Below are 18,058 nucleotides of genomic sequence, written 5' to 3' on the forward strand. Positions count from 1 at the left end.
TCATTTATACTCACAATAACAGTCAATCTTATCCACAATAAGTTAATTTACAAGATAACTATGTGGATAAGGTATTATTTTATCCGATCATAACTTTGTATTGATCCACACCTGATCTGGTTAAAGATCCCCCCTGTGGATAAGTAGCCGATCTATCCCCAACTTATTTTGAATTAGATCGCAGTTAGATCACAAGATCGTTTATCTATTACCCGTTGAATATAAAGAAAAATTAGGCTTACCCACAGAAAAGTACGATCCTAATAATAAACATAACAAAGAGATCTTTAAAAAGATCTTAAGATCTATTAAGCAAACCTCCTCTGATCGAAAGACGAAAATTGATCATTCCCGAAAAGCAAACCAGGTGCTAAAATACTCGGCTCAGAGAGTCTTTCGTTTAAAGATCTAAATTAGAAATTTATTTTATCCAAGGTTACAAAATGCATTTTCATGAACGGTTTGATGTAATTGTTGTTGGTGGTGGTCATGCCGGAACCGAAGCAGCCTTAGCTGCTGCCAGAATGGGATCAAAAACCCTATTACTGACACACAATATTGATACCCTTGGACAAATGTCTTGTAATCCAGCCATTGGTGGGATTGGCAAAGGCCATTTGGTAAAAGAAATTGATGCCTTAGGCGGTGCAATGGCAACCGCAACTGACTTTGCAGGTATCCAATTTAGAACGTTAAATTCAAGCAAAGGCCCAGCTGTTAGAGCGACTCGTGCACAAGCTGATAGAGCTTTGTATCGTCAAAAAATACAACAAATTTTACAACATCAACCCAATCTACGTATTTTTCAACAAGCTGTAGACGATTTAGTTGTTGAAAACAATAAAGTTTTAGGTGTTGTTACTCAAATGGGCTTAGCATTTGAAGCCCCAAGCGTTGTATTAACAACCGGTACTTTCCTAAGTGGTAAAATTCATATTGGCTTAGAAAATTACAGCGGCGGAAGAGCGGGTGATCCACCTGCAATTGCACTCGCTAATAGACTAAAAGAATTACCAATTCGTGTTGGACGTCTAAAAACGGGCACGCCACCAAGAATTGATGCAAACACGATTGATTTCGATAAAATGCAAGAACAAAAAGGTGACAGTCCGTTACCTGTCATGTCATTCATTGGTGATGTTAGCCAGCATCCTGAACAAGTTTCTTGTTACATCACACATACCAATGAAAAAACTCACGATATTATTCGTGGAGGACTCGATCGTAGCCCAATGTACTCAGGTGTTATTGAAGGAATTGGTCCAAGATATTGCCCATCGATCGAAGATAAAATTAATCGTTTTGCAGACAAAAACTCCCATCAAATTTTTATTGAACCAGAAGGGTTAACCACTAATGAGATCTACCCTAATGGGATCTCAACAAGTTTACCTTTCGATGTACAATTGAATTTGGTTAGATCTATTCAAGGTATGGAAAATGCTGAGATAATTCGTCCTGGATACGCCATTGAATATGATTATTTTGATCCAAGAGATCTTAAAAACTCTTTAGAAACTAAAAATATTGATGGTTTATTCTTTGCTGGACAAATTAACGGCACAACCGGATATGAAGAAGCGGGCGCACAAGGCTTGTTAGCTGGTATGAATGCATCGTTGCAAGTACAAGGCAAAGAAGTTTGGTGTCCAAGACGCGATCAGGCATACATTGGCGTATTGGTTGACGATTTATCAACACTTGGCACAAAAGAACCTTACCGCATGTTTACTAGTCGTGCTGAATACCGTTTGTTACTTCGTGAAGACAATGCTGATTTACGTCTCACTGAAAAAGGCCGTGAATTAGGCTTAGTTGATGATGAGCGCTGGCAGAAGTTTAGTGAAAAACAAGAGTTAATTGAAACTGAATTACAGCGTTTACGCAGTAATTGGGTTCATAAAAACTCACCGTTACTGGATGTATTGAATCCTGAATTAAATACACCTATTTCACGTGAAGCATCATTTGAAGATTTATTACGTCGTCCAGAAATGGATTACGGTAAATTAATGAGTTTAGAAGGTTTCGGCCCAGGTGTTGACGATCCGCGTGCTGCAGAGCAAGTTCAGATCCAAGTGAAATATTCAGGCTATATTCAAAGACAACAGGGTGAAATTGACAAAGCAATCCGTCATGAAACGACTGTTTTACCATTGGATTTGGATTATCAAGAAGTGCAAGGTTTGTCGAATGAGGTCATTGCTAAGATGAATGAGCATAAACCTGAAACCATTGGCCAAGCTTCACGTATTTCTGGAATGACTCCAGCCGCCATTTCGATTTTGCTTGTACACCTTAAAAAACGTGGTTTATTACGTAAAAGCGCATAAATCGCAGTAAAAAGTTGTGTTTTAACCAATAAGGGAAGCATTGAGACTTCCCTTAGTCATTTCTGCCATTCATAATACCCGATGATTAACGATTCCCTTTGATTTAGAGGTCACTTAGCGTGTTAGCCGATCAACTTAAGATTTATCTTGCTGAAACTGGTATATCAGCAACAGAAACTCAACAACAACAGCTTGTTGGGTTTGTTACCATGCTAAATAAATGGAATAAAGCTTATAACTTAACTTCGGTTAGAGATCCTGAACAGATGTTAATCCGTCATGTTATGGACAGTTTAGTGGTTTCTCCTTATCTTAAAGGGCAGCGTTTTATTGATGTTGGGACTGGACCTGGTTTACCTGGGATCCCACTAGCAATTCTTAATCCCGATAAAGAGTTTGTATTACTTGATAGTTTAGGAAAACGTATTCGTTTTCAAAAACAGGTTCAATTTGAATTAAAGATCAATAACATTACTTCAGTTGAAAGTCGTGTTGAGGCCTATGAGCCCGAGCAAAAATTTGATGGCGTAATTAGCCGTGCTTTTGCATCAATTGAAGACATGTTGACTTGGTGTCATCACTTACCAGCTGACAATGGCCAATTTTATGCGCTTAAAGGCCAACTTAGTGATGCAGAAATGGCCAGTATTCCTAACGAGTTTACAGTCACTGAAACCATTTCATTAACAGTGCCAAAGCTCGATGAGCAAAGACATCTGTTAAAACTGACCAAGAAATAATAGTCACGAAAAAATAAATATTATCGGACATCGTAAATAAGTCCTTAGGGTGAACACGTGGGTAAAATCATTGCCGTAGCCAACCAGAAAGGTGGCGTTGGAAAAACAACAACTTGTGTTAATTTAGCAGCATCACTTGCAGCCACAAAACGCAAAGTGCTGTTAATCGATCTTGATCCGCAAGGTAATGCCACTATGGGCAGCGGTGTCGATAAATATGAAGTTGAAAATACCGCATACGAATTGCTTGTTGAAGAAAAGCCGTTCGAAGAGATAGTGATCAAAGATACGACCGGTAAATATGACCTTATTGCGGGTAATGGTGATGTAACTGCAGCAGAAATTAAGCTGATGGAGTTTTTTGCAAGAGAAATTCGATTAAAAAATGCTTTGGCAGCAGTAAAAGATGATTATGATTTTATTTTTATTGACTGTCCGCCATCGCTCAACATGTTAACGGTCAATGCGATGTCTGCCGCTGATTCTGTATTAGTGCCAATGCAGTGTGAATACTATGCATTAGAAGGCTTAACTGCATTGATCGATACCATCACCAAATTAGGTGCGATGGTTAACCCTAATTTGAGCATCGAAGGGATCTTACGAACCATGTATGATCCTCGAAACCGTTTATCTAATGATGTGTCCGATCAGCTAAAACAACATTTTGGCGAAAAAGTATATCGCACCGTTATTCCAAGAAATATCCGTTTAGCTGAAGCGCCTAGTTTTGGTGCTCCTGCGATGTATTATGATAAATCAAGTGCTGGCGCCAAAGCCTATTTAGCTTTAGCGGGTGAAATTATTCGCCGTGCAGAGCAACAAACAGAATCAAAGTAAGCGTAAGGGAATAAAATGACGTTAAAAAAACGTGGTTTAGGTAAAGGTTTGGATGCATTACTAAGCAATAGTAGCGCTGCGAATAGAAAAACAGAACAGACTCAACCTAACATCAATATCGACCAAGCGCCGAAAGAAGATGGTTTATTAATGCTAGATGTGGATTTATTGCAATCTGGTAAATATCAGCCGCGTAAAGACATGTCACCAGAAGCACTGGATGAATTAGCTGAATCTATTAAGTCACAAGGTATCATTCAGCCTATTGTTGTTCGTAAAGTTGATGCTGAAAGATACGAAATCATTGCTGGCGAACGTCGTTGGAGAGCATCGCAAATTGCTCAATTAGAGCAAGTTCCTTGTATTGTTAAGCAAGTACCTGATGAATCCGCCGTAGCAATTGCCTTGATTGAAAATATCCAGCGTGAAGACCTTAATGCAATGGAAGAAGCCATTGCATTACAACGTTTACTTGAAGAATTTGAATTAACCCATCAACAAACGGCTGATGCGGTCGGAAAATCTAGAGCAAGTGTTTCTAACTTATTACGATTAAACAGTTTAAATGAGCCTGTAAAACGTTTATTAGAGTATGGCGATATTGATATGGGTCACGCTCGAGCATTATTGGCTATTGAAGGTGATGAGCAAACAAACCTTGCTCGATTAGTCGCTTCTAAAGAAATGACAGTTCGTGAAACTGAACGATTAGTGAATAAAGCCCTAAATCCTACCAAAGAAGCCGAAAAGCCAGCTAAAGATCATGATGTAACCCGCTTGGAGCAACAGTTAATTGAAAAATTAGGTGCTAAAGTGGCTATAAATCATGGCAGTAAAGGTAAAGGTAAAATTGTAATAAACTACCAAGATCTTGCTGAATTAGATGGAATACTTAGCAAAATCCACTAAATCCTCCAACAAAGTCATTTCAATAGTAACTTTGTAACAAGGCGTAAATTTGAGATTTTAGAAATTAAGTCTCAAATCACGCCTAATATCACTGTTTAACCTCTCATCAAAGTTGCAAACAAGGTGTGAAAAGGTATACTTTGCATGCTTTTTTCCTGTCTGAGTTGTTAATGATCACATTAACCGCCCAGAAGAGAAATAAGCATTAATGCGGAGATTAAAAATTGAGTAAGGTTTTAGCGCGTCGTGGCCGGTGGTCAGCCTATAGAATAGTGTTGTTGCAGGCGGCGGTAGCTGGGGGAACTTCAATTTTATTTTTCGCTCTGTGGGGAGCTCAGTATGGCTTATCTGCTTTAGCAGGTGGTCTCATTGCTGTACTCCCTAATTTTGTATTCGCAACCCTTGCTTTCTCTCATGCGGGAGCTAAAGCGTCAGGAAAAGTCGTTTGGATGTTTTTCTTGGGGGAAGCGGTAAAGTTGCTGCTAACCATTGTGTTATTCGCCATTGCATTTGGCATGCTGAAAACGCCATTTATGCCGTTATTTAGCTGTTATTTGTTGGCGCTATTAATACCTTGGACAGCCCCTTTATACTTCAAGCAAAATTAAGTGAGATTAATCATGGCGACAACTGGTGAAGCATTAAATGCTTCCGAGTATATCCAGCATCACCTGACTAATGCGAAAATGTGTTCTGCTGATGGCGGAATTGCTTTTAACTATGCATGTCAAGATGCCGGGTTTTGGACTTGGCACATTGACTCACTTTTGTTTTCAGTAGGTCTTGGGGTTCTATTTTTGTGGGCATTCTTCAAAGTAGGACAAAAAGCAACAACTGGCGTTCCAGGTAAATTTCAATGTTTCGTTGAAATGTGCGTGGAAGGTGTAGATAAAATCGTTAAAGACTCATTTCATGGTCGTAACGCGGTTATCGCACCATTAGGTCTGACTATTTTTGTCTGGGTTTTCCTGATGAATTTAATGGACTTAATTCCGGTTGACTTTGTACCTGAAGCCGCAAACAGATTTTTAGGTGTTCCTTACCTTAAAATTGTACCAACAACTGACTTAAACGTAACTCTAGGTATGGCCTTGAGTGTGTTTGCGTTGATTGTTTTTTACAGTATTAAAGTTAAAGGATTTGGTGGTTTCACAAAAGAAATGACCTTACAACCTTTCAACCATTGGTCACTGATTCCAGTTAACTTGATTTTGGAAACAGTTACTTTGGTTGCGAAGCCGATTTCATTGTCGCTTCGTCTGTTTGGTAACCTGTATGCAGGTGAGTTGATCTTTATTCTGATAGCACTGATGCCTTGGTGGGCTCAGTTCGCATTATCAGTGCCTTGGGCTATTTTCCATATTTTGGTTATTGTGCTGCAGGCGTTTATCTTCATGATGCTTACGATTGTATATCTAAGCATGGCACATGAAGAACATTAATTTAATAAAATTAGTTATTTATCGGAGATAAAATGGAAACTGTAATTAGCTTTACAGCAATAGCTGTTGCAATCATGATTGGCTTAGCAGCGCTAGGTACTGGTATTGGCTTTGCTATCTTAGGTGGTAAGTTCTTAGAAGCTTCAGCTCGTCAACCAGAACTTGCTCCAGCATTACAAACTAAGATGTTCATCGTAGCTGGTCTACTTGATGCGATCTCAATGATTGCAGTTGGTGTTGCATTATTCTTCGTATTCGCTAACCCATTCTTAGGTCAATTAGCTGGCTAATCGCCCCCCTTAGAAGGAGTTGTCGTTATGAGTATTAACGCTACCCTGCTAGGCCAAGCGATTTCTTTTGCACTCTTCGTGTGGTTTTGCATGAAGTTTGTATGGCCGCCATTGATGAACGCTATCGAAGAACGCCAGAAGAAAATTGCCGATGGGCTAGCTGATGCAGGACGTGCTGCAAAAGATCTAGAGTTGGCTCAAGCGAAAGCTAATGAGCAACTAAAAGAAGCGAAGGCGACTGCTAATGAAATTATTGAGCAAGCTAATAAGCGCAAAGCTCAAATAGTTGAAGAAGCTAAAATTGAAGCTGATACCGAACGTGCGAAAATTATCGCTCAAGGTCAAGCTGAAATTGAAAACGAACGTAATCGCGTTAAAGATGACTTGCGTAAGCAAGTTGCTACTCTTGCCGTAACTGGTGCAGAGAAAATTCTTCAACGTTCGATTGATCCAGAAGCTCACAGTGACATAGTTAATAAACTTGTTGCTGAAATTTAATTAAGGAATCGGAGTTATGGCTGAAATAAGCACCATTGCTCGTCCTTATGCAAAGGCAGCTTTTGATTTTGCTGTTGAACACAAAGCAATTGAAGATTGGGCAGAAATGCTTAACTTCGCGGCATTGGTAAGTGAAAACGAATCAATTAAACCGTTGCTTGGTGGTTCATTGGCTAGTGCACAACTTGCCTCACTATTTATCGAAGTATGTGGTGAGCAAATGAATGCGCAAGGTCAGAACCTTATTAAGGTGATGGCTGAAAACGGTCGTTTAGAGATACTACCAACAGTATCTTTACTTTTTGCTGAATACCGCAATGAGTGGGCTAAAGAAGTTGAAGCAACTGTTGTTTCAGCGACTGAGCTGAGCTCTGAGCAACAAGAGCAAATTAGTGTTTCTCTTGAGAAACGTCTCGCACGCAAAGTTAAGCTGAATTGTAGTGTAGATGCATCGCTTATTGGCGGTGTAATTATTAAATCAGGCGACCTAGTCATCGATGGCTCGGTTAGCGGTAATTTATCGCGCTTGTCTGATAAGCTACAATCGTAATTGGGAGTTTGAGCATGCAACTGAATTCCACTGAAATCAGCGATCTGATTAAGCAGCGGATCGAGCAGTTCGACGTCGTTAGTGAAGCTCGCAACGAAGGTACAATCGTTGCAGTAAGTGACGGCATCATTCGCATTCACGGCCTTGCCGATGTAATGCAAGGTGAAATGATCGAACTGCCTGGTGGCCGTTTTGCAATCGCGTTGAACTTAGAACGTGATTCTGTCGGTGCCGTAGTAATGGGTCCTTATGCTAATTTAGCAGAAGGCGCAAAAGTTAAGACCACTGGTCGTATTCTTGAAGTACCAGTAGGTCGTGGTTTATTAGGCCGCGTAGTTAACACCCTTGGTGAGCCAATTGACGGTAAAGGACCAATCGATAACGATGGTTTCTCTCCTGTTGAAGTAATTGCTCCTGGTGTAATTGAGCGCCAATCAGTAGATCAACCAATCCAAACTGGTTATAAAGCCGTTGACTCTATGATCCCAATTGGTCGTGGACAACGTGAATTGATCATTGGTGACCGTCAGACTGGTAAAACAGCGATGGCTATCGATGCAATTATCAACCAGAAARATTCAGGCATTAAATGTGTATACGTAGCGGTAGGCCAAAAGGCTTCTACAATTGCTAACGTAGTACGCAAGCTTGAAGAGCACGGTGCACTAGCTAACACTATCGTTGTAGTAGCAACAGCTTCTGAAGCTGCAGCATTACAATACTTAGCACCTTACTCAGGTTGTTCAATGGGTGAATACTTCCGTGACCGCGGTGAAGATTCTTTAATCGTATATGATGATCTATCTAAGCAAGCAGTTGCTTACCGTCAGATCTCTCTACTATTGAAGCGTCCACCAGGACGTGAAGCATACCCAGGTGATGTATTCTATCTACATTCTCGTTTATTAGAACGTGCTTCACGTGTAAACGAAATCTACGTAGATAAATTCACTAACGGTGAAGTAAAAGGTAAAACCGGTTCTTTAACTGCGTTACCGATTATTGAAACCCAAGCAGGTGATGTATCTGCATTCGTACCGACCAACGTAATTTCTATTACAGATGGTCAGATCTTCCTTGAGACTGACTTATTTAACTCTGGCTTACGTCCAGCTGTTAACCCTGGTATTTCTGTTTCTCGTGTTGGTGGTGCGGCTCAGACTAAGATCATCAAGAAACTGTCTGGTGGTATTCGTACCGCGTTAGCACAGTATCGAGAGCTTGCTGCGTTCTCACAATTTGCATCTGACTTAGATGATGCAACTCGTGCTCAACTTGAGCATGGTGAGCGTGTTACCGAACTTATGAAGCAAAAGCAATATGCTCCAATGAGCATCGCTGCCCAAGCTATCTCAATCTTCGCAGCTGAAAAAGGCTACTTGAAGACTGTTGAATTAAGTAAAATCGGTAGCTTCGAAGCTGCTCTGCTTTCATTCATGAACAGCGAACATGCTGAGCTTGTTAATACTATTAATGAAACTGGCGATTACAACGCAGACATTGAAAGTCAATTAAAAGCTGGCCTGGACAAGTTCATTGAAACCCAAACCTGGTAATAATTATCGAGGTGTCGTAAGGCGCCTCAGGTCCCAGATTGGAGAGTAGAAATGGCCGGCGCTAAAGAGATTAAAACCAAGATCGCGAGTGTTAAAAACACTCAAAAGATCACTTCTGCAATGGAAATGGTGGCTGCCAGCAAAATGCGCAAAGCGCAGGATCGCATGGAGTCGAGCCGTCCATATGCAGAGCATATGCGTAAGGTGATCGGTCACGTAGCGCAAGGTACTCTTGAATATAAACATCCATATTTGGAAGTTCGAGATGCCAAGCGGGTTGGTTACATTGTTGTGTCAACCGACCGTGGCCTTTGTGGTGGTCTGAACGTTAACCTTTTCAAAAAGGTTGTGTCAGATGTGAAGGATTGGAAAGACCAAGGGGCAGAAGTTGAATTTTGTCCAATTGGTGCACGAAGTGTGCAATTCTTCAATAGCTTTGGTGGAGAAATCTCTGCCCATGCCTCAGGTTTAGGCGATGCGCCTAAGTTAGCCGATTTAATCGGTACCGTGAGAGTTATGCTACAAGCTTACAACGAAGGCAAACTGGATCGTCTGTTTATCGTATTCAACAAATTTGTGAATACTATGACTCAGACTCCTGTGATCGAACAGCTGCTACCTTTACCTAAATCGGAAGAAGAAGTAGCTAAGTATCCTTGGGATTACATTTACGAGCCAGATCCAAAAGATATTTTGGAAGTATTGTTGACTCGTTATGTTGAGTCTCAAGTTTATCAAGGTGTTGTTGAGAATATTGCGTCTGAACAGGCTGCCCGTATGGTAGCAATGAAGGCTGCAACTGATAACGCTGGTGAGCTGATCGATGATCTGCAATTAGTCTATAACAAGGCACGACAAGCTGCGATTACGCAAGAATTGTCGGAGATTGTTTCAGGCGCTGCAGCGGTTTAGGTTAGGTAACTAATAAAGTTTAGAGGATTAATCATGAGCACAGGTACTGTTGTCCAAGTAATTGGCGCGGTTGTGGACGTAGAGTTTCCACAAGATTCTGTACCTCAGGTATATGACGCTCTGAAGATCACAGGTGAAGGCGACTGTAATGGCTTGGTGCTGGAAGTTCAGCAACAGCTAGGTGGTGGTGTAGTTCGTGCCATCGCTATGGGTTCTTCTGATGGTCTGCGTCGTGGTCTAGAGGTAGCAAACTCAGGTTCACCAATTTCTGTTCCGGTTGGGGTTGCAACCCTTGGCCGTATCATGAACGTATTGGGTGAGCCTATCGATGAAGCGGGTGACATTGGTGAAGAAGAGCGTTATGAAATTCACCGTGAAGCACCTTCATACGAAGATCAGTCAAACACAACTGAACTTTTAGAGACTGGTATCAAGGTTATCGACCTTGTTTGTCCATTCGCTAAGGGTGGTAAAGTTGGTTTATTTGGTGGTGCTGGTGTTGGTAAAACCGTCAACATGATGGAATTAATCAACAACATCGCAAAAGCACACTCAGGTCTTTCTGTATTCGCTGGTGTTGGTGAGCGTACTCGTGAGGGTAACGACTTCTACTACGAAATGAAAGATTCTGGCGTTCTCGACAAAGTAGCCATGGTATATGGTCAAATGAACGAGCCTCCAGGAAACCGTTTACGTGTAGCATTGTCTGGTTTGACAATGGCTGAAAAATTCCGTGACGAAGGTCGTGACGTACTGTTATTCGTTGATAACATCTACCGTTACACTTTGGCCGGTACTGAAGTATCTGCACTATTAGGCCGTATGCCTTCTGCAGTAGGTTACCAACCAACACTAGCTGAAGAAATGGGTGTTCTACAAGAACGTATTACTTCAACTAAGTCTGGTTCTATTACCTCTGTACAAGCGGTATATGTACCTGCGGATGACTTAACCGATCCGTCACCAGCAACAACCTTCGCTCACTTAGACGCGACTGTTGTACTGTCTCGTAACATTGCTTCGCTAGGTATTTACCCAGCGGTTGACCCATTGGATTCGACTTCTCGTCAATTAGATCCATTAGTTGTTGGTCAAGAGCATTACGATGTAGCAAACGGCGTACAAACTGTACTTCAACGCTACAAAGAGCTAAAAGACATTATTGCTATCTTGGGTATGGATGAATTATCTGATGAAGATAAAACAACTGTATTCCGCGCACGTAAGATTGAGAAATACTTATCTCAACCTTTCTTCGTAGCAGAAGTCTTTACAGGTTCTCCTGGTAAGTACGTTTCTCTTAAAGACACTATCCGTGGCTTCAAGGGTATCTTGAATGGTGAGTTTGATCACATTCCAGAGCAAGCGTTCTACATGGTTGGTTCAATCGACGAAGCTGTCGAGAAAGCTAACAAAAAGAAATAACTGAGCATTAGCTTAGTATTTTAGGAGATCTTGATGGCAGCCATGACAGTCAAACTTGATATAGTAAGTGCAGAGAACAGCATGTACAGCGGTGACGTGACCTTCTTAGAAGTGAGCGGTACTGAAGGTGAGTTAGGTATTATGCCTAACCATGCTCCTTTGCTAACTAAAATCAAACCTGGCATGGCGCGCATGATTAAGGAAGATGGAAGTGAAGATGTATTGTATTTATCAGGTGGTATCCTGGAAGTACAACCAACTTCAATTTCTGTACTTGCTGACGTCGCTATGCGTGCCGATGATATTGATGAGCAAGCTGCACTTGAAGCTAAGCAACGCGCAGAAGCGAGTATCGCTAATGCAGGCGCTGACTTTGATTACGAAGCTGCAACAATCGAATTAGCTAAATCTTTAGCTCAACTTCGTGTTGTTGAAACCATCAAAAAGAACATTGCCAGATAAAGGTTATTGTTTTAAAAAGGCGACCCAAGGGTCGCCTTTTTTGTGTCTGTTATTTAAATGTCCCTCACCAGGTGTGTCACTAACCATAGCTAATGAACCAGAATAAGCAGAGAACTGCACATTTCCATTTCTAACATTCAATATCTGCGATAAAATAAACGGCTATTAACTCAATTGTTGCTCAAGGAATCCTGATGTCATTAAATGTTGTCATTCTCGCTGCTGGTAAAGGAACACGGATGCGTTCAGACTTGCCAAAAGTACTACACCCCATTGCTCATAAAAGCATGGTACAACATGTTATTGATACCGCTAATTCGCTTGGTAGTAATGCTATTCAGCTGGTTTATGGTTATGGCGCAGATAAACTTCAAACTGTTTTAGGTGAACAAGCTGTAAATTGGGTTCTACAAGCTGAGCAATTAGGTACTGGCCATGCTGTGGCTCAAGCTAATCCAAACATTAATGACGACGACACCGTGTTAATTCTTTATGGTGATGTGCCTCTAATACAGCAGTCGACCTTAGAAAAGTTATTAGCAGCAAGACCAGAAAACGGTATGGCTATTTTAACGGTCAATTTAGTTAACCCAACAGGTTATGGTCGAATTGTTCGCGAAGCGGGTAACGTGGTTGGTATTGTTGAGCAAAAAGACGCTAATGCTGAGCAATTACTGATTCAAGAAGTAAACACCGGTATCATGGCGGTTCCTGGTAAACAACTTAAATCTTGGTTAGGTCGCTTATCAAATGCTAATGCTCAAGGTGAATACTATCTAACGGATATTGTTGCCATGGCAAAAGAAGATGGTGTGGCCATCGATACAGCCCAACCTGAATCAGCTGTAGAAGTTGAAGGGGCGAATAATCGCATTCAACTTGCACAACTTGAAAGAGCTTATCAGGCAAGAGCGGCTGAAAAGTTAATGCTTGAAGGTGCAAACCTTCGTGATCCTGCTCGACTTGATATTCGCGGTGATGTCAGCGTTGGCATGGATGTAATGATTGATATCAATGTCATTTTCCAAGGAAAAGTGACGATTGGTAATAACGTGACGATTGGTGCTGGTGCCATTCTTATTGACTGTGAGATTGCTGATAACGCTGAAATTAAACCTTATTCAATAGTCGAAGGCGCCAAGCTAGGTAAAGCTGCTAGTGCTGGGCCGTTTGCTCGTTTACGTACAGGTGCAGAACTCAAAGAAGATGCCCATATTGGTAACTTTGTTGAAATGAAAAAAGCGGTATTGGGTGAGGGGTCTAAAGCGGGTCATTTAGCTTACCTAGGTGATGCGAGTATTGGTCGCGGTGTAAATATTGGTGCTGGTACTATTACGTGTAATTACGATGGTGCAAATAAATTCCAAACGACTATTGAAGATGATGTGTTTGTCGGTAGCGACTCGCAACTTATTGCGCCAGTGACTATTGGGAAAGGCGCCACATTAGGTGCTGGTTCTACGATTGCTAAAGATGTCGGCGAGGGTGAGTTAGTTATTACTCGTGTTAAGCAGCGTCACATTAGTGGTTGGGCAAGACCAGTCAAAAAGCCTAAATCATAAAATTGAGCTTTAAAAACTGACATAAAATCAGTTTATTAATCAAATTTATAAACGGTCTGTTAAAACAGGCCGTTTTTTTATGCCTAATGAAACTGGATATTAATTGTTTGAAATATTGTCTAAAAAGTTTCGTTTGTTTATAATTATCTTTCGAATCGAAACTTATGGTTATTATGAACAAACGTAATACACAACAACGCAGACATAATATTATCAGTATTTTATCTCAGCAAGGTGAGGTGAGTGTTGATGAGTTGGCGTTACGGTTTGAAACTTCTGAAGTCACAATCCGAAAGGACTTAGCGACATTAGAAGAAGCAGGATTATTGCTGCGTCGTTATGGTGGCGCAGTTGCGGTTCCTGATGAGGTTACTCAACAGTTTAGCTCCAAAATTGCTCCAAATAAGTTGTCAATTGCTAAAAAAGCTGCACAACTTATTAAAGATCATAATCGCATTATTATTGATAGTGGCAGTACAACATCAGGTCTTATTCAGCAGCTTGATAATTTGCGGGGCTTATTAGTCATGACTAATTCCCTGCAATTAGCGAATGCTATTCATGAATTAGAAAATGAACCGACTTTATTGATGACCGGTGGTACTTGGGATCCGCATTCTGAGTCTTTCCAAGGACAAATTGCCGAACAAGTACTGCGCTCTTATAACTTTGATCAACTCTTCATTGGTGCTGATGGTATTGACCTTGAGCGTGGAACAACTACGTTTAATGAATTAACTGGTCTCAGTAAAGTGATGGCTGAAGTATCACGAGAGGTTATTGTGATGCTTGAATCAGATAAGTTTGGTCGCAGAATTCCTAATCTCGAGCTTGCCTGGGAAAGCATCAGTGTTTTAGTGACTGATGACAGATTACCTGCGGATATGGTCAACAAAATTACTCAATATGGCGTTAAAGTCTTATTAGCGCCATATAAAAACAAATAAATCAGTTTTATAAATTAGGTATTAAATTATGTGTGGAATTGTAGGTGCAGTAGCGCAAAGGGATGTGGCAGAAATTTTAGTAGAAGGCTTAAAGCGTCTTGAGTATCGAGGTTATGATTCCGCTGGTGTTGCCATCATCAATCAAGGTGAATTAGGACGGACTCGTCGAGTCGGTAAGGTACAAGAACTAGATGATGCACTAGCAACTTCTCCGTTAGCAGGTGGAACGGGTATTGCTCATACTCGCTGGGCAACTCACGGTGAACCGAGTGAACGTAATGCACACCCTCATTTATCGGAAGGTGATATTGCGGTCGTGCACAATGGTATTATTGAAAACCACAACAAACTGCGTGAGATGTTAAAAGGCTTAGGTTATACCTTCGCATCTGATACTGACACAGAAGTGATTTGTCATTTAGTTCACCATGAATTAAAAAGCCATGACACGTTACTGGCTGCAGTACAGGCCACAGTAAAACAGCTTGAAGGCGCATACGGAACAGTCGTTGTAGATCGTCGTGATAGCGAGCGTATGGTTGTTGCTCGCAGTGGTAGCCCATTGGTTGTCGGTTATGGTCTAGGCGAAAACTTTGTTGCTTCTGATCAGTTAGCCCTATTACCTGTAACACGTTCATTTGCTTTTTTAGAAGAAGGTGATGTCGCTGAAATTACTCGTCGTGAAGTCAGTATTTTTGATGTTGATGGTAATCCGGTTGAGCGTGAGGTAAAAGAATCTGAAGTGACTCATGATGCTGGCGATAAAGGCGAGTATCGTCATTACATGCTTAAAGAAATTTATGAGCAACCAACAGCAATTGCCCATACTCTTGAAGGCCGAATAGCTGCTGGTAAAGTGTTAGATTCAGCATTTGGTGAGAATGCGGTAGAATTTTTAAAAGACATAAAGCATGTGCAAATCATAGCATGTGGTACCAGTTATCATGCTGGTATGGCAGCCCGTTATTGGTTAGAAGACTGGGCTGGCGTATCGTGTAATGTTGAAATTGCGTCTGAGTTCCGTTACCGCAAATCACATATGTTCCCTAACAGCCTGTTAGTGACTATCTCTCAGTCTGGTGAGACTGCAGATACCTTAGCGGCGATGCGTTTAGCAAAAGAGATGGGCTATAAAGCGACCTTAACTATCTGTAATGCGCCGGGTTCTTCATTAGTTCGTGAGTCTGATATGGCTTATATGATGAAAGCCGGTGTTGAAATTGGTGTGGCATCGACGAAAGCCTTTACAGTACAACTTGCTGGTTTATTAATGCTAACCACTGCAATTGGTCGTCATAACGGCATGACCGAAGAGATGGAAGCTGAGATCACTCAAAGCTTACAATCTATGCCAGCTAAAGTAGAGCAAGCGTTAAGTTTAGATGATGCGATTGCTGAACTTGCAGAAGACTTTGCTGACAAGCACCATGCTTTATTCTTAGGTCGTGGCGATCAATATCCAATCGCGATGGAAGGTGCGCTTAAGCTAAAAGAGATTTCTTACATTCATGCTGAAGCTTATGCATCGGGTGAGCTAAAGCACGGCCCATTAGCACTGATTGATGCCGATATGCCGGTTATTGTTGTTGCGCCAAATAATGAATTGCTTGAAAAGCTTAAATCAAATGTTGAAGAAGTCCGTGCCCGTGGTGGCTTAATGTACGTCTTTGCTGATAAAGATGCAGAGTTCGAATCTGATGACACCATGAAGGTGATTCCGGTTCCACATTGCGATGAGTTTATGGCGCCGCTTATCTATACTATTCCATTACAGTTATTGTCATATCATGTGGCATTAATTAAAGGCACTGATGTGGATCAGCCACGTAACTTAGCGAAATCAGTCACGGTAGAATAATATTTTGGCGTGTTAGCAAAACACTCGTGCACAGTTAAAGTAAAAATCACGCATCAAAACTGTGATTAGTGCAGCCTTTAAACCTCCAGGTAAGTCTTACTTATATGGAGGTTTTTTATTTGTATTTATTAAGCGCAAAAATGCGCTATTTTTACTCAATTTAAAGTAGTTTAATTTCAGAATTGATATGCCAATAACACAATTAATAGAGCGAAATTTTGCTTTATTAAATATGGCTTCTCTACAGAGTGAAAAGTGAATGTTTACACATCTTATGGATTGGTTTGGAAATGTTTTTTTTGTGATTTTTATGTGTTTTTCATATTTGTTAAATGCAGTATTTGTTTTGGTTTTTTAGGTGCTATTTCGGCATTTTCTCCACATTCTTATCTTTTACTAAAATAGTTATTTTTGACGACAAACAAGGCTTGAGTCCGTTTATTTGCTCGATAAACTGCATGTATCAAATCGTTTCACGAGTCAAAAATGTATGGAAGTTTTCATCAGTTTACTAGGCATGTGTGCCTTGATTGGTTTAGCTATTTTATTGTCAGAAAAACGCAGTGCAATTAAGCCAAGAACGGTAATCGGTGCACTCGCATTTCAAATCGCATTTGGTGCATTTGTCATGTATTTACCGATGGGGCAAAGCATGTTGGATGGCGCATCTAGCGCAGTAATGCATGTGATCAACTATGGTAATGAAGGCTTAGCGTTTGTATTTGGTGATTTAGCTAAATTCAGTGTTGGTTTTATCTTTGTTATTAACGTTCTGTTTGTTGTGGTGTTTATTAGTGCCTTGATTGCAGTGCTATATTACCTCGGCATTATGCAACTGATTATCGGCGTTATTGGTGGTGGACTTTCTAAACTATTAGGCACTAGCCGTGCTGAATCATTATCAGCAACCGCCAATATTTTTGTCGGCCCAATTGAAGCGCCATCAATGGTGAGACCATTTGTTAAACATATGACCCGTTCAGAGTTGTTTGCTGTGATGACTGGTGGCTTAGCTTCTGTTGCTGGTGGCACTATGATTGGTTACATACAAATGGGCGTGGACATTAAATACGTTCTTACCGCAGCCTTTATGACGGCTCCAGCAGGATTACTCTTCGCCAAGTTAATGTGGCCTGAAACAGAAACGCCACGCAATGATATTAAGCAAGTCATGGATGAACAAGAAGACAAGCCTACCAATGTCTTGGATGCAGCAGCAAGCGGCGCAGCTATGGGGATGCAACAAGTGCTTGCGGTATCAGCTCTGCTCATTGCCTTTGTTGGCTTAATAGCCATGGTTAATGGCTTAATTGGCGGTGTTGGTGGTTGGTTTGGTCATGGTGATATCACCATGCAAGCAATTTTAGGTTATTTGTTAGCACCATTAGCTTGGTTAATGGGAGTACCGTGGAGTGAGGCGACTCAAGCAGCCTCATTTATTGGCCAGAAAATGGTGATCAATGAGTTTGTTGCTTATATTGATTTCTTAAAAGTCGCCGAAGATTTGACGCCTAAAACTCAAATTATCATCAGTTTTGCTTTATGTGGTTTCGCTAACCTTGGTTCATTAGCCATGGTGATTGGTGGACTGGCCGCTCTGTGCCCTGAGCGCCGCCATGATTTAAGTGAAATTGGTATGAAAGCATTGATTGCTGCAGCATTAGCTAACTTAATGAGCGGAACCATTGCAGGCTTATTATTTAGTTTAGCTAACTAGAACACTAATATTTTTAT

General features: G+C 41.0%; 17 protein-coding genes. All 17 read left to right on the forward strand.

Features of this window, described 5'->3' with window-relative positions; all coding sequences use genetic code 11:
* Window positions 1-443 precede the first annotated feature (443 nt).
* The 17 genes from mnmG (at window position 444) to A9267_RS07805 (ending at window position 18,041) form a co-directional block, all read left to right on the forward strand.
* Window positions 444-2,333: a tRNA uridine-5-carboxymethylaminomethyl(34) synthesis enzyme MnmG gene (gene mnmG, locus A9267_RS07725; RefSeq protein ID WP_065108815.1), complete on the forward strand. Its 1,890-nt coding sequence runs from the start codon at window positions 444-446 to the stop codon at window positions 2,331-2,333.
* Window positions 2,334-2,452: 119 nt separating this feature from the next.
* The gene (gene rsmG, locus A9267_RS07730) at window positions 2,453-3,073 is read left to right on the forward strand and encodes a 16S rRNA (guanine(527)-N(7))-methyltransferase RsmG (RefSeq protein ID WP_055025459.1); all 621 of its coding nucleotides are present in this window, start codon (window positions 2,453-2,455) and stop codon (window positions 3,071-3,073) included.
* 57 nt (window positions 3,074-3,130) lie between these two features.
* Window positions 3,131-3,913: a ParA family protein gene (locus A9267_RS07735; protein ID WP_055025458.1), complete on the forward strand. Its 783-nt coding sequence runs from the start codon at window positions 3,131-3,133 to the stop codon at window positions 3,911-3,913.
* A 15-nt stretch (window positions 3,914-3,928) separates the two neighbouring features.
* Window positions 3,929-4,822, forward strand: a complete 894-nt coding sequence (locus A9267_RS07740; RefSeq protein WP_055025457.1) for a ParB/RepB/Spo0J family partition protein — start codon at window positions 3,929-3,931, stop codon at window positions 4,820-4,822.
* A 224-nt stretch (window positions 4,823-5,046) separates the two neighbouring features.
* Window positions 5,047-5,430 carry an ATP synthase subunit I gene (locus A9267_RS07745; protein ID WP_055025456.1) on the forward strand — a complete coding sequence of 128 codons (384 nt, stop codon included), beginning with the start codon at window positions 5,047-5,049 and terminating at the stop codon, window positions 5,428-5,430.
* A 12-nt stretch (window positions 5,431-5,442) separates the two neighbouring features.
* Entirely contained in the window at window positions 5,443-6,264 is an 822-nt protein-coding gene (gene atpB, locus A9267_RS07750) for a F0F1 ATP synthase subunit A (RefSeq protein WP_055025455.1), read from the forward strand.
* Between the two features lie 32 nt (window positions 6,265-6,296).
* A complete protein-coding gene (gene atpE, locus A9267_RS07755; RefSeq protein ID WP_012157432.1) occupies window positions 6,297-6,554 on the forward strand; it encodes a F0F1 ATP synthase subunit C in 258 nt (85 codons plus the stop codon).
* A gap of 27 nt (window positions 6,555-6,581) precedes the next feature.
* Window positions 6,582-7,052: a F0F1 ATP synthase subunit B gene (gene atpF, locus A9267_RS07760; RefSeq protein ID WP_055025454.1), complete on the forward strand. Its 471-nt coding sequence runs from the start codon at window positions 6,582-6,584 to the stop codon at window positions 7,050-7,052.
* 16 nt (window positions 7,053-7,068) lie between these two features.
* Window positions 7,069-7,602, forward strand: coding sequence for a F0F1 ATP synthase subunit delta (atpH, locus tag A9267_RS07765; protein ID WP_055025453.1), 534 nt, complete (start codon window positions 7,069-7,071; stop codon window positions 7,600-7,602).
* A gap of 14 nt (window positions 7,603-7,616) precedes the next feature.
* Complete coding sequence (atpA, locus tag A9267_RS07770) at window positions 7,617-9,158, forward strand: F0F1 ATP synthase subunit alpha (RefSeq protein ID WP_065108816.1); 1,542 nt, start codon at window positions 7,617-7,619, stop codon at window positions 9,156-9,158.
* A 51-nt stretch (window positions 9,159-9,209) separates the two neighbouring features.
* Window positions 9,210-10,070: a F0F1 ATP synthase subunit gamma gene (gene atpG / locus A9267_RS07775; protein WP_055025451.1), complete on the forward strand. Its 861-nt coding sequence runs from the start codon at window positions 9,210-9,212 to the stop codon at window positions 10,068-10,070.
* Between the two features lie 33 nt (window positions 10,071-10,103).
* Window positions 10,104-11,495 carry a F0F1 ATP synthase subunit beta gene (gene atpD / locus A9267_RS07780; protein ID WP_055025450.1) on the forward strand — a complete coding sequence of 464 codons (1,392 nt, stop codon included), beginning with the start codon at window positions 10,104-10,106 and terminating at the stop codon, window positions 11,493-11,495.
* Between the two features lie 33 nt (window positions 11,496-11,528).
* Entirely contained in the window at window positions 11,529-11,957 is a 429-nt protein-coding gene (locus A9267_RS07785) for a F0F1 ATP synthase subunit epsilon (protein ID WP_055025449.1), read from the forward strand.
* A gap of 194 nt (window positions 11,958-12,151) precedes the next feature.
* On the forward strand, window positions 12,152-13,519 hold the full coding sequence (gene glmU, locus A9267_RS07790) for a bifunctional UDP-N-acetylglucosamine diphosphorylase/glucosamine-1-phosphate N-acetyltransferase GlmU (RefSeq protein ID WP_055025448.1): 1,368 nt from the start codon (window positions 12,152-12,154) through the stop codon (window positions 13,517-13,519).
* A gap of 173 nt (window positions 13,520-13,692) precedes the next feature.
* A complete protein-coding gene (locus tag A9267_RS07795) occupies window positions 13,693-14,466 on the forward strand; it encodes a DeoR/GlpR family DNA-binding transcription regulator (protein ID WP_065108817.1) in 774 nt (257 codons plus the stop codon).
* Between the two features lie 28 nt (window positions 14,467-14,494).
* Complete coding sequence (gene glmS, locus A9267_RS07800; RefSeq protein ID WP_065108818.1) at window positions 14,495-16,324, forward strand: glutamine--fructose-6-phosphate transaminase (isomerizing); 1,830 nt, start codon at window positions 14,495-14,497, stop codon at window positions 16,322-16,324.
* Between the two features lie 490 nt (window positions 16,325-16,814).
* A complete protein-coding gene (locus tag A9267_RS07805) occupies window positions 16,815-18,041 on the forward strand; it encodes a NupC/NupG family nucleoside CNT transporter (protein WP_065108819.1) in 1,227 nt (408 codons plus the stop codon).
* The last annotated feature ends 17 nt before the right edge of the window (window positions 18,042-18,058 follow it).

The organism is Shewanella sp. UCD-FRSSP16_17, assembly GCF_001675935.1.
Classification (GTDB): Bacteria; Pseudomonadota; Gammaproteobacteria; order Enterobacterales; family Shewanellaceae; genus Shewanella; species Shewanella japonica.

Coding starts and splice junctions, on each gene's coding strand:
- mnmG (WP_065108815.1), top strand. CDS start 444: ATGCATTTTCATGAACGGTTTGATGTAATTGTTGTTGGTGGTGGTCAT.
- A9267_RS07740 (WP_055025457.1), top strand. CDS start 3,929: ATGACGTTAAAAAAACGTGGTTTAGGTAAAGGTTTGGATGCATTACTA.
- atpB (WP_055025455.1), top strand. CDS start 5,443: ATGGCGACAACTGGTGAAGCATTAAATGCTTCCGAGTATATCCAGCAT.
- atpE (WP_012157432.1), top strand. CDS start 6,297: ATGGAAACTGTAATTAGCTTTACAGCAATAGCTGTTGCAATCATGATT.
- atpF (WP_055025454.1), top strand. CDS start 6,582: ATGAGTATTAACGCTACCCTGCTAGGCCAAGCGATTTCTTTTGCACTC.
- atpH (WP_055025453.1), top strand. CDS start 7,069: ATGGCTGAAATAAGCACCATTGCTCGTCCTTATGCAAAGGCAGCTTTT.
- atpG (WP_055025451.1), top strand. CDS start 9,210: ATGGCCGGCGCTAAAGAGATTAAAACCAAGATCGCGAGTGTTAAAAAC.
- atpD (WP_055025450.1), top strand. CDS start 10,104: ATGAGCACAGGTACTGTTGTCCAAGTAATTGGCGCGGTTGTGGACGTA.
- A9267_RS07785 (WP_055025449.1), top strand. CDS start 11,529: ATGGCAGCCATGACAGTCAAACTTGATATAGTAAGTGCAGAGAACAGC.
- glmU (WP_055025448.1), top strand. CDS start 12,152: ATGTCATTAAATGTTGTCATTCTCGCTGCTGGTAAAGGAACACGGATG.
- A9267_RS07795 (WP_065108817.1), top strand. CDS start 13,693: ATGAACAAACGTAATACACAACAACGCAGACATAATATTATCAGTATT.
- glmS (WP_065108818.1), top strand. CDS start 14,495: ATGTGTGGAATTGTAGGTGCAGTAGCGCAAAGGGATGTGGCAGAAATT.
- A9267_RS07805 (WP_065108819.1), top strand. CDS start 16,815: ATGGAAGTTTTCATCAGTTTACTAGGCATGTGTGCCTTGATTGGTTTA.